Consider the following 12,243-nt stretch of genomic DNA (forward strand, 5'->3'; position numbering starts at 1 on the left):
GTCGCTCACCTGTTCGAGATGCCCGAACGGAGCGCTCAGCGGGCATGTGAGGAACCTTCAGGCGGGCTCCGAGGGGCCTTCGGGAACACGAAGGCCCGCCCACACCTCCCGGTGCTCGCTGGGCGAGAGCCCGAACGTGCCGCGGAACAACCTGCTGAAGTGCGCCGGATCGGTGAAACCCCACCGTGCGGCCACCACGTGCACCAGTTCGCCGGACGAGGCCAGGTCCCGGCGGCACCGCTCCAACCGCAGCGCGCGGATTGTCGCCGCCACCGACGTGCCCCGCTCGGCGAACAACCGGTGCAGGTGCCGCACGGACAGGTGGTGCGCCGCGGCCACCGAGGCCGGGGACAGATCCGGGGCGGACAGGTGCTCGGCGATGTGGTGGCGGACCTGCGCCAGCAGCGCCCGGTGCCTGCCGCGCCCGAACGGCTCCGGCTCCACCGCCAGCTCGCGAGCCAGCAGCGCCGCCAGCAGGTCCAGCGAGATGTCGGCCAGCCGCGCGGCGTGCCCGCCCGAGGCACCCGCCAGCAGCTCCCGCAGCGACCCGGCCAGCAGCGCGCCCAGCCCCTCGCGGCCGGGCAGCCGCACCGCCAGCAGCCGGTCCACCTGCTCCGGCGGCAGCGGCAGCAGCTCCTCGGGGAACTGCACGACCACCCTCGCGCTCAGCTCGCGGTCGGGGACGGCCCAGCGGCGCAGCGGGCGGGAGGTGCCGCACAGCACCAGGTCGCCCGCACCCAGCACGGCCTCCCGTCCCGCCTGGGCGATGCCGAACGTCCCGCTGAGAGCGAGCACCAGGTGGTAGCGCGAAGGGGCCTGCGCGGGGACGAGCTCGGGAGTCCGGGGTGCGCGGGGCCCGGACGCCACCACCTCGCAGACCCGCACTGCGCCCAGGTCGCGGGACCGGGTGACCGCCTCGCCGCGGTCCGGGCGCACCGCGTCGGGCACGAGCACCCCGATCGCCGCCTCGTACCACCGACCGCCGCGGCCGTCCCCTTCGGATAAACCGGACCCGACCATGCACGTCACCCCCGTTGTGCGTCTCTCGACAGGAATAGCGGGGCCGATCACGCGGGCGTTACCGGGCAGTCCGGGCGGCCACGTCGAGCACGTGCTGCTCGGATACGGCGTCACGGTGGTGTGCGCGGTGTACGTCGTCGCGCGCAGCCGCGCAACCGGGTCGGCCCGCTGGTGGTGCTGCCGTGCGGGTCGTGACCGCGGAGAACTCGACGCTGCTGCGGAAGGCGCCGTGGAGGACGCCGAGGACCTGCTGGCGCAGGCGGCCCGCACGACCACCGCCGCGTCCTGGCCGTCCTGCGCTACTGAAGGTGGCGCTTGACCGCCCCCCGCTCCACGCGGGCGAGTCGCGCGTCCAGGCACCGCGAGCTGAGCGTTCGGAACGGGCGGGGTCGGTGTTCGGGCCGGCGTGGTGCGGTTAACCGCACCACGGAGTGCGGGCAGCACGCTTACCGGCTCCCAGGCTGCCCGCGATGCCGGTGGTCATGCCGCGACAGGGCCGGATCAGGGCCGGCTACCGCCCGGACCTCGTCACGGTGCACGCGGTGTTCTACTCCGGCTTCGCCGCGACCTCCAGCGGGGCAGGCGCGGCCTGGACGACTACCTCTGGCACACCTTCCTGGGCATCGAGACCGGCATCGACATCCTGTTCGGCCCCACGCACCTCGGGCTGATCGCGTCGGTGGTGATCATCCTGGCCACTCCGCTGCGCACCGCGTGGAGCGACAGCTCGCCGGACCGCCGCCCGTCGCTGCGCGAGCTGCTGCCCGCCGTGCTGTCCCTGGCGTTTCGCGCGTCGCTGGTGCCGCTGTTCGCGCTGCGCCGGTGGCAGTCGCCCTTCGGCACCGCCACGCTGGTGGCGTACCTGCTGGTGCTGGTTTTCCTGGTGCCGCAGGCGAAGCACGCGGGTGGCCGCCGGTGATTTCGCTTCCACGAGAAGGGATTTGGCCCAGTGATCCGTCTGCTCCTGCCCGCCCTGCCGCTCGTCGGGTGCTCGGCCGCGTCGTCCGCCTCCGACGGACCGCTGCTGCTGGAGCTGTCCTCGGACGATCCCTCGCCGCGGAGGCGGGAAAGCCCGCGAGACTGGACCTCACCGCAGACCGGGGCAGAACGTTCGACCTTGCTGGGCAAGCTGTCCCCGTTGCGCGGCAACCCTTTTCGCTCGCTGGTGGCCACACCGGACCGCCCGGACTGGTCGCGGCCAGCCCCGGTGCCGGACTGGGTGGGACTGGTGGCCGTGCAGGTGGCCGCGGTGGTGCCCCTGCTGGTGCTCATGATCGGCTGCACCTCGGCGGGCTGGAACTGCTGTTCGCCGGATCGTTTCCGCATTTCAGCGGCCTCAAGGCAAATATCACCTGATCGGTTGGTATTTCCGGACATTCGAGCGCGCGGTCTTGTCCGCCCCCGAAGCGCGTCGCTAGCTTGCGCGGCGTGAATCCGCTTGTCGGGGCGGTGCCTGGAGCACCGGGAGCGCCCGCATGAACCTGTACCTCCTCAGCGCGCTGTGGGTCGGCGGCGCGGCGATCGGCGCCGCCGTGCTGGCGTACCTCATCCGCCGCTTCTGGGCGCATGAAGAGCGCGCGCGCAACAACGAGGCCGCGGGCCAGGTGTTCACTATCGTCGCGGGGCTGAACGCCGTGCTGATGGCCTTCGTGCTCATCGCCCTGTTCGACGCGGCCAAGGAAGCCGACGACGCGTCGTACCGGGAGGCGGACGGGCTGGTCGCCGCCGCGTGGGCGAGCGACTCCTTGCCCGCCGGGACCGGGGAGCAGGTCCGCGCGCTGGCGCGGGCCTACGCCACCACGGTGATCAACGACGAGTGGCCGAGGATGAGCGGGGGCACGGCGGTGCCGTCCACCGGCTGGTCCCAGCTGGACCGGCTGCGGCAGGCCGTGGCGCGGGCGCAGGTCGACGACGAGTGGCAGGTCGAGCGCAAGACCGAGGCCGCGCACCAGCTCTGGCTGGTCTACGAGGCCCGCCAGGACCGGCTCGACGCGGCGGGCTCGGGCGTGGACGCGGTCGTGTGGTTCACCCTGCTGCTGGGCAGCGTGCTGTCCATCGGGCTGCCGCTGCTGTTCGGCGGTCCGTCGGTGCGCGCGCACGTGATCATCGTCGGCACCCTCACCGCGACCATCGCGTTGCTGCTGTACGCGACCTACCAGATGCAGAACCCGTTCGGCGGCGGCGCGGACGTCGATCCGGGCGCCTTCCGGGCCGCCCTGGAGCGGTTCGGATGATCGAGGCGCTGGCCCTCGCGGCGTGCGCCACCCTCCAGGTGGAGACGGCCGAGCGCGGCCCCTCCGCGCTGGTCCGGGTCGACCTGCCCAGCGGCGCGGCCACGCCGGTGGCCGTGCTCGGCGAGCGGGTCAACGCCATCGGCTACTCCGCGCCCCAGGACCTGGTCTACGGCGTCGCGGAGTCCGGCCGGGTGGTCGCCTTCGACCGCGCGGGCAACCAGCGGCAGCTGCCCTCGCGGCACTCGTTGCCGCTGCGCGCCGCGGTGGCGGGCGCGGTGGTGGGGGAGCGGCTGGTGGTGCGGTCGGGGCTGCAGCTGCTGTCGGTGGACGTCGACCCCGCCAGCGCGAACTACCTGCGGGTGGTGCGCGAGACGTGGCTGCACCCCGAGGCGCTGGCCGTGGACGACTTCGACGCCGACCCGGTGACGGGGCTGCTGCACGGCGTGGCCAGCGGGCAGCACGGCAAGGCCCACGTCGTCGCGATCGACCCCGCCGGCGGAGCCGTGCGCACCGTGCCGGGGACCGGGGAGCTGCCGGGCGGCCCGGATTACGGGTCGGTGGCGCTGGGGCGCGACGGCGCGCTGTACACCACCAGCAACCGGCACCACGGCCGCAGCACGCTGTGGAGGGTGGCGTTGGACGGTTCGGGCGCGGTGGTCCGGCTCGGCTCCGGCCCGGAGTTCCGCACCCTGGACTCGTCGGGCTGCCTGGCCGCACCGCCGGTGGTCGACCCGACGACGACCGCGACCCCGACCACCCCGCCGACGGGCACCGCGGTCGTCCCGCCGGGCGGTCCCGGCACCCCGTCCCGCACGTCCGCTCCGGCAGCCGACCCCACGACCGCACCGGGCACGGCCGAGACCACCGCCCCGACCACCCCGACGACCACGGCGTCGAGCGCCGCGCCGACCGAGGCGTCCACGTCGTCGCGGGGGCGCACCGGACTGAGGGTCCCGCAGCAGCGGGCCGAGGCGGCGGTCCCGCTCGACCACGACGTGCGCGACCAGCGCCGCTGGGGCCTGACCGCGCTCCTGCTCATCGTGGGAGCGGCGGCGTTGGGCCGGATGGCCACCCGCCGCCGCTGACCCTCACACCGACAGCAGGCGCCGCACGGACTCGTCGTGCAGCTCGGCGACCGGACCGGCGTGCGCCACCCGCCCCGCGTCCAGCACGACGAAGCTGTCCGCCAGCCGCAGCGCGAGGTCCAGGTACTGCTCGACCAGCAGCACCGTCAGCCCCGCCTGCCGGTGCAGCCGCCGCACCGCGAGCTCGATCTCGTCGATGACCGAGGGCTGCACGCCCTCGGTCGGCTCGTCCAGCAGCAGCAAGCGCGGGCGGGTGATCAGCGCCCGCGCGATGGCCAACTGCTGGCGCTGCCCGCCGGACAGGAACCCGGCGGGCCGCTTGAACAGCGGGCGCAGGGTGGGGAACACCGCCAGCGCCTCCTCCACCGCCGACGCCTGCCGGTGGCTGGTGGCCTCCAGCGTCACCTGGAGGTTCTCCCACACGGTCAGCTGCGGGAAGGACACGTGGCCCTGCGGCACGAACGCCATGCCGCGGCGCACCCGCTGGTGCGTGGGCAGTCCGGTGATGTCCTCGCCCTCCAGCTCGACGCGGCCCGCGGCGGGCCGCAGGAGTCCCATGGTGGTCTTCAACAGCGTCGTCTTGCCCACCCCGTTGCGACCCATCAGGCACACCAGCGAGCCAGTGGGCACTTCGAGGCTCACCCCGTGCAGGACACGCGCACGGCCGTAGCGAACATCCACATCGGACACCGAGAGCATCAGGTCACCGCCTCCCCCTTGGAGCGCCCGAGGTACACCTCGCGCACTCGCGGGTCGTCCTGCACCTCGGCCACCGAGCCCTCCCGCAGCACCCGCCCCTGGTGCAGGACGGTCACCTCGCGCGCGTACCGCCGCAGGAACTCCATGTCGTGCTCCACGACGACGACCGTGTGCGTCCGGGCGATCCGCTCCAGCAGCCCGCCGGTGCGCTCCCGCTCGTCCCTGCTCATCCCGGCGACCGGTTCGTCCAGCAGCAGCAGTCGGGGGCGCTGCACCAGCAGCATCCCGATCTCCAGCCACTGCCGCTGGCCGTGCGAGAGCACCCCGGCGGGCCGGTCGGCCAGCGCGGTCAGACCGGCGGTCTCCAGCGCCGCGGCGACCTCGTCGGAGATCCCGCGGCGGCGGCGCAGCAACGACCGCAGGGGCAGCCGGAAGCCCGCCGCCAGGTCGAGGTTGTCCACCACGCTGAGCTCCTCGAACACCGCGGCGGTCTGGAACGTGCGCCCCACGCCCAGCCGCACGACGCGGTGCTCGCGCAGGCCGACCAGTTCGACCCCGTCGAACCGCACGCTGCCCGCCGCCGGCCTGGTCAGCCCGGTGATCACGTCGATCAGCGTGGTCTTGCCCGCCCCGTTGGGGCCGATGAGGAAGCGCAGCTCCCCTTCCGCCACGGTCAGGTCCACCCCGTCCAGCGCGGCGAACCCGTCGAACACCACGCGCAGCCCGCGCACCTCCAGCACCGGGTTCACCCCGCCACCTCCTCGCGCGGGCGGCGGCGGAACCGGTCGCGCGCGGCCTCGACCACCCCGGCCAGCCCCCTCGGCGCGAACACCAGCACCAGCACGAACAGCCCGCCCTGCAGGTACAGCCAGCCCTCCGGGAAGTCCTCGCTGAACAAGGTCTTCGCGTAGTTGACCGCGATGGCGCCCGCCACGGCTCCCGCGAGCGAGAACCGGCCGCCCAGCGCCACGCCCACCAGCAGCTCCAGCGACGGCACCACGCCCAGCAGCGCCGGGGAGATGATGCCGACGACCGGCACGAACAGCGCCCCGGCCAAGCCCGCCACGACCGCGGATGCGGCGAAGGTGATGGTCTTGACCAGCGCCGGGTCGTAGCCGAGGAACCGCACGCGGTCCTCGTGGTCGCGCACCGCGACCAGCAGCGCGCCGAACCGGCTGCGCACCACCAGCTTCACCGCCAGGTAGGTCAGCACCAGCGCCGCGGCGGTGATCGCGTAGACCACCCGCCTGCCGCCGGGGTCGGTCAGGTCCAGCGCGAAGAACCGGCTGAAGTTGGTCAGCCCGTTGGTCCCGCCGGTCAACCCCTGCCTGCCCACCAGCAGGATGACGAACGCGGCGGCCAGCGCCTGGGACAGGATCGCGAAGTACGCGCCGCGCACCCGCTGCCGGAACACCAGCAGCCCCAGCAGGAACGCCACCAGCCCCGGCAGCACGACCACGGCGGCCAGCGCGAACACCGGGTTGGCGGAGGGTTTCCACAGCGCGGGCAGCTCCTCCACCCCGCTCCAGACCATGAAGTCCGGCAGCCCGGCCGGTCCGGCCTCGCGCAGCTTCAGGTGCATGCCCATCGCGTAGCCGCCCAGGCCGAAGAACACGCCCTGCCCCAGCGTGAGCATCCCGCCTCGGCCCCACGCCAGCGCGATGCCGACCGCGACGATCGCGAAGCACAGGTACTTGGCCAGCAGCCCCAGGCGGAACGGCGAGAGCACCAGCGGCGCCACGGCCAGCAGCACCACGCACAGCACCAGGGAGATCCGCCCGCTCATCCCAACGACCTCCCGCGCAGCGCGACCATGCCCTGCGGGCGGATCTGCAGGAACGCGATGACCGCCACGAACACCAGCACCTTGGCCAGGCTGGCGTCGGTCCAGAACTCCAGGTAGCCGTTGAGGAAGCCCAGCGCCAGCGCGGCCAGCACGGCGCCGCGCAGCCGGCCGAGCCCGCCCGCCACGACGACCAGGAACGCGTCGACGATGTAGAAGGTGCCCAGGCCGGGGCCGACCGGACCGACGAGGGTCAGCGCGACGCCCGCCACCCCGGCCAGCCCGGAGCCGAGCAGGAAGGTGGAGCGGTCCACCCGCCCGGTGGCGATCCCGCTGCACGCGGCCAGCTCGCGGTTCTGCACCACGGCCCGCATCCGCCTGCCCTGCGGCAGCTTGGCCAGGTACAGCCCCACCCCGAGCACGCACAGCGCGGCCAGCGCCGTGATGAAGACCCGGTTGTGCGGCAGCCGGACGCCGAGCACGTCGACCCCGCCGACCAGCCAGGCCGGTGCGGTCACCTGCACGTTGGGCGCGCCGAAGACGTCCCGCGCGAGCTGCTGCAGCACCAGGCTCACCCCCCACGTCAGCAGCAGCGTGTCCAGCGGGCGGCCGTAGAACCGCCGGATCAGCGACCACTCCAGCAGCAGGCCCAGCAGGCCCGCCACCGCGAAGGCCACCGGCAGCGCCACCAGCAGCGACTGGCCGCCGACCGCGCCCTGCAGCAGGTACGCGGTGTAGGCGCCCACCATGATGAACTCGCCGTGCGCCATGTTGACCACGCCCATCTGGCCGAAGGTGAACGTCAGGCCCAGCGCGATCAGCAGGAGCACCGCGGCGATGCTCAGCCCGATGGGGAGCTGGTTGGCCAGCGCCGCCACGTCAGCTCAACCCCGAGGCCCAGTCGTAGCCCTTGAGGTAGGGGTCGGGCTCGATCGGCCCGTCGGACGCCCACACCTCCCGGATCTGCCCGTCCGGTTGCACCACGCCGATGCGCGCGGTCTTGGCCACGTGCTGGTTGTCGCCGTGGATGGTGGTCCGGCCCTCGGGCGCGTCCAGCGCGATGCCGCCGGACGCCTGCCTGACCGCCTCCACCTCCGCGGTGCCCGCCTTCTTCACCGCCTCGGCCCACAGCTTCACCGCGTTGTAGCCCGCCTCCATGGGGTCGGAGGTCACCTTGTCCGCGCCGTACTTGGCCTTGAACGCCTTGACGAACGACTCGTTGGCGGGCGTCCGGGTGGTCTGGTAGTAGTTCCAGGCCACCAGGTGGCCCGCGATGTTCTCCGGGCCGATCCCCCTGACCTCCTCCTCCGCCACGCTCACCGACACCACCGGCGTGGTCCCGGCGGTGATGCCGGAACCGCGCAGCTGCTTGAAGAACGCGACGTTGCTGTCGCCGTTGAGGGTGTTGAACACCGCGTCCGGCCGGGCGTCGGAGATCTTGTTGACCAGCGTGCTGTACTCCGTGTGCCCCAGCGGGGTGTACTCCTCGCCGAGCACCTCGATGCCCTTGGCCGCCGCGTACGCCTTGATGATCTTGTTGGCGGTGCGCGGGAAGACGTAGTCGCTGCCCACCAGGAACATCCGCTTCTTGCCCTGGGAGGCCAGGTAGTCCAGCGCGGGCACGATCTGCTGGTTGGTGGTCGCGCCGGTGTAGAAGATGTAGGGCGAGCTCTCCAGTCCCTCGTACTGCACCGGGTACCACAGCAGCGCCTTGTTGCGCTCGAACACCGGCAGCATCGCCTTGCGGCTGGCCGAGGTCCACCCGCCGAAGACCGCGGCGACCCGGTCCTGGGAGATCAGCTTCTGGGCCTTCTCGGCGAAGGTCGGCCAGTCCGAAGCGCCGTCCTCGACCACGGGGACCAGCTTCTTGCCCAGCACCCCGCCCGCCGCGTTGAGCTCCTCGACGGCCAGCAGTTCCGCGTCGCGCACGGTGACCTCGCTGATCGCCATGGTGCCGCTGAGCGAGTGCAGCACGCCGACCCTGATCTCGTCCCCGGACGCGCCGTCGGTCGACCCGGCTCCCGGCTCGCTCACGCACCCGGTCGCCAGCAGGGCGGGCAGCAGGAGGGCGAGCAGAGCGCGGTGAAGGTTTCCTAATCGCACCAGCGGCTCCTTTCGGCAGGTGGTGGAATGGCGAAGCTATGAACCGGATGTTGCGCGCGACGTGCGCGTTGTTACGTCTGCGTGGCGACTTCTTCACCGCACGTGGTGGGCCTTCGTGCGGGTCCTACGAAGGTGCGACCGCTGACGGCACGATCGGCCGACGACCTCCGCCACGACCGCCGCCTACCTTCGCCGTGACGACTTGCGGAGGGGGGACGGATGAGCGGTCGGATCACAGCCCTGGACGTGCTGCGCGGCGTGGCCATCCTGGGCACGCTGGGTACCAACGTCTGGATCTTCACCGATCCCAGGGGGCCCGCCGGGTTCCTCGACGGGGCGGACGGCATCGGGGAACTGCTGCTGCGCACGGTCAGCAACGGCAAGTTCCTCGGCCTGCTGTCGATCATGTTCGGCATCGGCCTCGCGGTGCAGCACCGCTCGGCGGTGCGCAGGGGGGAGCGGTGGCCGGGCTGGTACCTGTGGCGGTCGGCGCTGCTGCTGCTGGAAGGCGCGCTGCACTACGTGCTGGTGTTCGAGTTCGACGTGCTGATGTCCTACGCCGCGGTCTCGGTGCTGGTCGCGTTCCTGGTCGGGCGCGGTGACCGGGTGGTGCGCAGGTGGACGGTCGCGCTGGTCGCGCTGCACTCGGCGGTGATCGGCCTGCTGACCGCGGCGATGCTGTCGGCGGGCGCGTCGCTCACCGGCACGGAGACGCCCTCCGGCACGGCGAGCTGGCCCGCGCAAGTCCAAACGCGACTGGAGTTCTGGGGGCTGTACCGGGCGGAGGCGGTGCTGGTGCTGCCGCTGACCGCGGCGCTCTTCCTCGCGGGCGCGCGGTTGTTCCGCGCCGGTGCGCTGGAGGACACCGCGCGGGGGCTGCGCGTGCGGCGGCGGCTGATGCTGTGGGGCTTGGGGGTCGGCGTGCCGCTGAACCTCGCCACGGCGCTGGCCGGGAACGGGTGGTTCCTGGTCGACCGGTATCTCAGCGCGCCGCTGGTGGCGTTCGGCCTGCTGGGGCTGATCACCGCGCTGGTGCACCGGATGCGCGCCGAGGCGGGTGTGCTGCGGCGCGGTGTGACGGCGGTCGGTCGCTCGGCGCTGAGCTGCTACGTGGCGCAGAACCTGCTGGCGTCGGTGCTGTGCTACCAGTGGGGGCTGGGCCTGGCCGACCGGTTCGGCCACCTGGGGGTGTGGTTCACCGCGGCGGTGTGGCTGGTGATCTCGGCGCTGCTGCTGGCGGGCGCGTCGTGGTGGATGCGCCGCTTCCCGCGTGGACCGCTGGAGGCGCTGTGGCAGTGGGCCTACCGAGCGCCCCGCCGCGCGACCGCGTCCGTGTAATCGCTTTCCGAACGGGGATCTACCAGGGCAGCTCCCCGTTCTCGTCCTGGAAGGTCCCCGTCGGGCCGTCCGCGTCGAGGGTCGCCAGGCGCACGACGGCTCTGGCGCTCTCCTCCGGGGAGCGGCCGATCCCGAAGGCCGCGGTCATGTCGGTGGCCGTGGTGCCGGGTTCGAGCGCGTTGAACTTGATGCCCGGCTGCGACTTGGCGTACTGGACCGTCAGCATGGTGGCCGCCGCCTTGGACGCGGAGTAGAGCGCGAGGGGCAGGTGGAACTCGGGCCGGTCGGGGTTGGTCACCGCCCAGAACGATCCGGCGCTGCTGGAGACGGTGACCACGGTGGGGTTGGCGGACTCGCGCAGCAGGGGGAGCGCCGCCTCGGTGACGCGCACGATTCCGACCGCGTTGGTGTCGAAGACCCGCAGCGCCGTGGGACCGTCCATGCCGTCGTCGCCGAGCACGCCCGCGTTGTGCACCAGGACGTCCAGCCGCCCCTCGGCCGAACCGATCGTCCCCAGCGCGCTGCTCACCGAGGCGTCGTCGGTCACGTCGAGCTGGACGAACCGCGCGCCGAGCGCCGCCGCGGCTTCCTCGCCCCGCCGGGCGTCACGCGCGCCGATGTAGACGACGTGCCCCAGGACCAGCAGCTGTTTGGCAGTCTCGAAACCGATGCCCTTGTTGGCCCCGGTGATCAGTGTGATGGTCATGCTTCTCCTCGGGATCGGGTGGCCGCTGAGAGCTGCCTGCGCAGCTCGCCCGCGTCGTGCAGGGCTGTCATGTGCACGAAGCGTCCGTCGCGGACCTGGTAGATGGCGTACTCGGTGATCTCGAACGAGGCGCCGGTGGGCGCCACACCCAGCCACCGCTTGACCGGGGTGCCCGTGTTGACCAGGCGTGCGGCCAGGCGGTCACCGTCGAAGAGCAGTTCCTCGAGTTCCCAGTGCAGGTCCGGCACCGCGTCCACGTCGGCTTTCTGCACGGCGATGAGGTCGTCCAGGGTGGCGGGCTCACCGTTCAAGGTGGTCCGCTCGCTGATGAACTCGTCCATCCGGTCGAACTGGTGGGCGTTGAGCTGCTGGATGTAGCGAAGGTAGAACTCGCGCAGAGCGCTGTCGGACATCGGAGGTCCCCTTCCGCGTGGCAGTCGCACCGCAGCGGTCGCTCGCGGTGATCGCCCAGGGCAGTTCCACGCGGACTGGCCTGCGCCGACTTCCGCATCGATCGATGCGGAATCGACTGTAGCACGTTCTGCATCGATCGGTACAAAAATGGGGGGCGAAGGTCGCGTCGTGCTCAGCGGAGCGGCCAGCCGCGCAGGGCGGCGTCGGCCATCTCCTGGAGTTCGTCGCGGTGCACGCCGCTGGCGGCTTGCACAGCGATGCCGTAGGTCAGGGTGGTGACGTAGCGGGCCAGCAGTGCCGGATCGGCTCCCTCGGGCAGGTCGCCGTCGTCGATGGCGCGCCGGAACCGATCCCGGATGCGGGAGTAGTCGTTGCCGCGCCAAGTGATGAGCAGGTCGCGGGCCGCGCGGCCGGAGTCGCCGGTGGCCAAGGCGCCCTGGACGCCCAGGCAGCCGTTGGGGCCCGTCGGGCGGGTCGTGGTCCGGATGGCGCCCGCGACGATCGCGGTGGCGACGCGAAGAGCGGTGGGCTCCTCCAGGGCGCGGGCCAGGTACGCGCTGGGACCCTCGCTGTAGCGCTCCAGGGCCTTGCGGAACAACTCCTCCTTGTTGCCGAAGGCCGCGTACATGCTGGTGGTGGAGATGCCCATCGCCTCGGTCAGGTTGGCCAGGCTGGCGCCCTCGTAGCCCCGCTCCCAGAAGACCAGCAGGGCGCGCTCCAGGGCCTCGTCGGCGTCGAATCCCCGCGGTCGGCCGGTCGGGCGGCGCTGTCCGGTCCCCACCCCCGCAGACTACCCCTTCCGCATCGACCGATGCGGAAATGTCCGTCGGGAGGAGTTGCACCTCAACCCGCTTGAGGTAG

The 12,243-nt window shown here is 72.5% G+C and carries 14 protein-coding genes; 5 read left to right on the top strand and 9 right to left on the bottom strand.

Translation table 11 applies throughout. The features are described from left to right. Positions 1–57 precede the first annotated feature (57 nt). Positions 58–1,020 carry a helix-turn-helix domain-containing protein gene (locus IEZ00_RS24955; protein WP_189225767.1) on the bottom strand — a complete coding sequence of 321 codons (963 nt, stop codon included), beginning with the start codon at positions 1,018–1,020 and terminating at the stop codon, positions 58–60. 679 nt (positions 1,021–1,699) lie between these two features. On the opposite strand from IEZ00_RS24955, the gene IEZ00_RS24960 reads away from it, so the two are divergent. From IEZ00_RS24960 to IEZ00_RS24975, 4 genes are read left to right on the top strand one after another with little or no spacing between them, the layout of a single operon-like run. After that, on the top strand, positions 1,700–1,939 hold the full coding sequence (locus IEZ00_RS24960; RefSeq protein WP_189225768.1) for a hypothetical protein: 240 nt from the start codon (positions 1,700–1,702) through the stop codon (positions 1,937–1,939). Between the two features lie 30 nt (positions 1,940–1,969). Then, positions 1,970–2,452, top strand: a complete 483-nt coding sequence (locus tag IEZ00_RS24965; RefSeq protein ID WP_189225769.1) for a hypothetical protein — start codon at positions 1,970–1,972, stop codon at positions 2,450–2,452. A gap of 43 nt (positions 2,453–2,495) precedes the next feature. After that, positions 2,496–3,254: a bestrophin-like domain gene (locus tag IEZ00_RS24970; protein ID WP_189225770.1), complete on the top strand. Its 759-nt coding sequence runs from the start codon at positions 2,496–2,498 to the stop codon at positions 3,252–3,254. Then, on the top strand, positions 3,251–4,339 hold the full coding sequence (locus IEZ00_RS24975; RefSeq protein WP_189225771.1) for a hypothetical protein: 1,089 nt from the start codon (positions 3,251–3,253) through the stop codon (positions 4,337–4,339). The genes IEZ00_RS24970 and IEZ00_RS24975 overlap by 4 nt, the downstream gene beginning before the upstream one ends. Before the next feature lie 3 nt (positions 4,340–4,342). On the opposite strand, the gene urtE is transcribed toward IEZ00_RS24975, so the two are convergent. Genes urtE through urtA form a run of 5 tightly spaced genes read right to left on the bottom strand, consistent with a single transcriptional unit; the run spans position 4,343 to position 8,924 of the window. Beyond that, positions 4,343–5,038, bottom strand: coding sequence for an urea ABC transporter ATP-binding subunit UrtE (urtE, locus tag IEZ00_RS24980; RefSeq protein ID WP_189225772.1), 696 nt, complete (start codon positions 5,036–5,038; stop codon positions 4,343–4,345). Next, the gene (gene urtD, locus IEZ00_RS24985; protein WP_189225773.1) at positions 5,038–5,787 is read right to left on the bottom strand and encodes an urea ABC transporter ATP-binding protein UrtD; all 750 of its coding nucleotides are present in this window, start codon (positions 5,785–5,787) and stop codon (positions 5,038–5,040) included. The genes urtE and urtD overlap by 1 nt, the downstream gene beginning before the upstream one ends. Further along, positions 5,784–6,824, bottom strand: a complete 1,041-nt coding sequence (urtC, locus tag IEZ00_RS24990; RefSeq protein WP_189225774.1) for an urea ABC transporter permease subunit UrtC — start codon at positions 6,822–6,824, stop codon at positions 5,784–5,786. Before urtC ends, urtD begins: the two co-directional genes overlap by 4 nt. Further along, entirely contained in the window at positions 6,821–7,699 is an 879-nt protein-coding gene (gene urtB, locus IEZ00_RS24995; RefSeq protein WP_189225775.1) for an urea ABC transporter permease subunit UrtB, read from the bottom strand. The genes urtC and urtB overlap by 4 nt, the downstream gene beginning before the upstream one ends. Before the next feature lies 1 nt (position 7,700). Further along, positions 7,701–8,924 (bottom strand): urea ABC transporter substrate-binding protein, encoded by a 1,224-nt coding sequence (gene urtA / locus IEZ00_RS25000; protein ID WP_229796064.1) that lies wholly within the window; start codon positions 8,922–8,924, stop codon positions 7,701–7,703. Between the two features lie 219 nt (positions 8,925–9,143). Between urtA and IEZ00_RS25005 the strand changes: the two genes are divergently transcribed. Next, positions 9,144–10,262 (top strand): DUF418 domain-containing protein, encoded by a 1,119-nt coding sequence (locus tag IEZ00_RS25005; protein WP_189225776.1) that lies wholly within the window; start codon positions 9,144–9,146, stop codon positions 10,260–10,262. Between the two features lie 19 nt (positions 10,263–10,281). Here IEZ00_RS25005 and IEZ00_RS25010 read toward each other — a convergent pair whose 3' ends face one another. The 3 genes from IEZ00_RS25010 to IEZ00_RS25020 all read right to left on the bottom strand — a co-directional run bounded on the left by IEZ00_RS25010 (position 10,282) and on the right by IEZ00_RS25020 (position 12,163). Next, positions 10,282–10,968, bottom strand: coding sequence for an SDR family NAD(P)-dependent oxidoreductase (locus IEZ00_RS25010; RefSeq protein WP_189225777.1), 687 nt, complete (start codon positions 10,966–10,968; stop codon positions 10,282–10,284). Then, on the bottom strand, positions 10,965–11,381 hold the full coding sequence (locus tag IEZ00_RS25015) for an ester cyclase (protein WP_189225778.1): 417 nt from the start codon (positions 11,379–11,381) through the stop codon (positions 10,965–10,967). The genes IEZ00_RS25010 and IEZ00_RS25015 overlap by 4 nt, the downstream gene beginning before the upstream one ends. Before the next feature lie 173 nt (positions 11,382–11,554). Continuing rightward, positions 11,555–12,163 (bottom strand): TetR/AcrR family transcriptional regulator, encoded by a 609-nt coding sequence (locus tag IEZ00_RS25020; RefSeq protein ID WP_189225779.1) that lies wholly within the window; start codon positions 12,161–12,163, stop codon positions 11,555–11,557. Positions 12,164–12,243 lie beyond the last annotated feature (80 nt).

It is taken from the genome of Saccharothrix coeruleofusca (genome assembly GCF_014648515.1).
In the GTDB taxonomy this organism is placed as follows: Bacteria; Actinomycetota; Actinomycetes; order Mycobacteriales; family Pseudonocardiaceae; genus Actinosynnema; species Actinosynnema coeruleofuscum.

Bases quoted from the DNA above. Each gene is read 5' to 3' on its own strand.
- IEZ00_RS25015 (WP_189225778.1), bottom strand. From the start codon at position 11,381: ATGTCCGACAGCGCTCTGCGCGAGTTCTACCTTCGCTACATCCAGCAG.
- urtC (WP_189225774.1), bottom strand. From the start codon at position 6,824: ATGAGCGGGCGGATCTCCCTGGTGCTGTGCGTGGTGCTGCTGGCCGTG.
- IEZ00_RS25010 (WP_189225777.1), bottom strand. From the start codon at position 10,968: ATGACCATCACACTGATCACCGGGGCCAACAAGGGCATCGGTTTCGAG.
- IEZ00_RS24975 (WP_189225771.1), top strand. From the start codon at position 3,251: ATGATCGAGGCGCTGGCCCTCGCGGCGTGCGCCACCCTCCAGGTGGAG.
- IEZ00_RS25005 (WP_189225776.1), top strand. From the start codon at position 9,144: ATGAGCGGTCGGATCACAGCCCTGGACGTGCTGCGCGGCGTGGCCATC.
- urtE (WP_189225772.1), bottom strand. From the start codon at position 5,038: ATGCTCTCGGTGTCCGATGTGGATGTTCGCTACGGCCGTGCGCGTGTC.
- IEZ00_RS24955 (WP_189225767.1), bottom strand. From the start codon at position 1,020: ATGGTCGGGTCCGGTTTATCCGAAGGGGACGGCCGCGGCGGTCGGTGG.
- IEZ00_RS24970 (WP_189225770.1), top strand. From the start codon at position 2,496: ATGAACCTGTACCTCCTCAGCGCGCTGTGGGTCGGCGGCGCGGCGATC.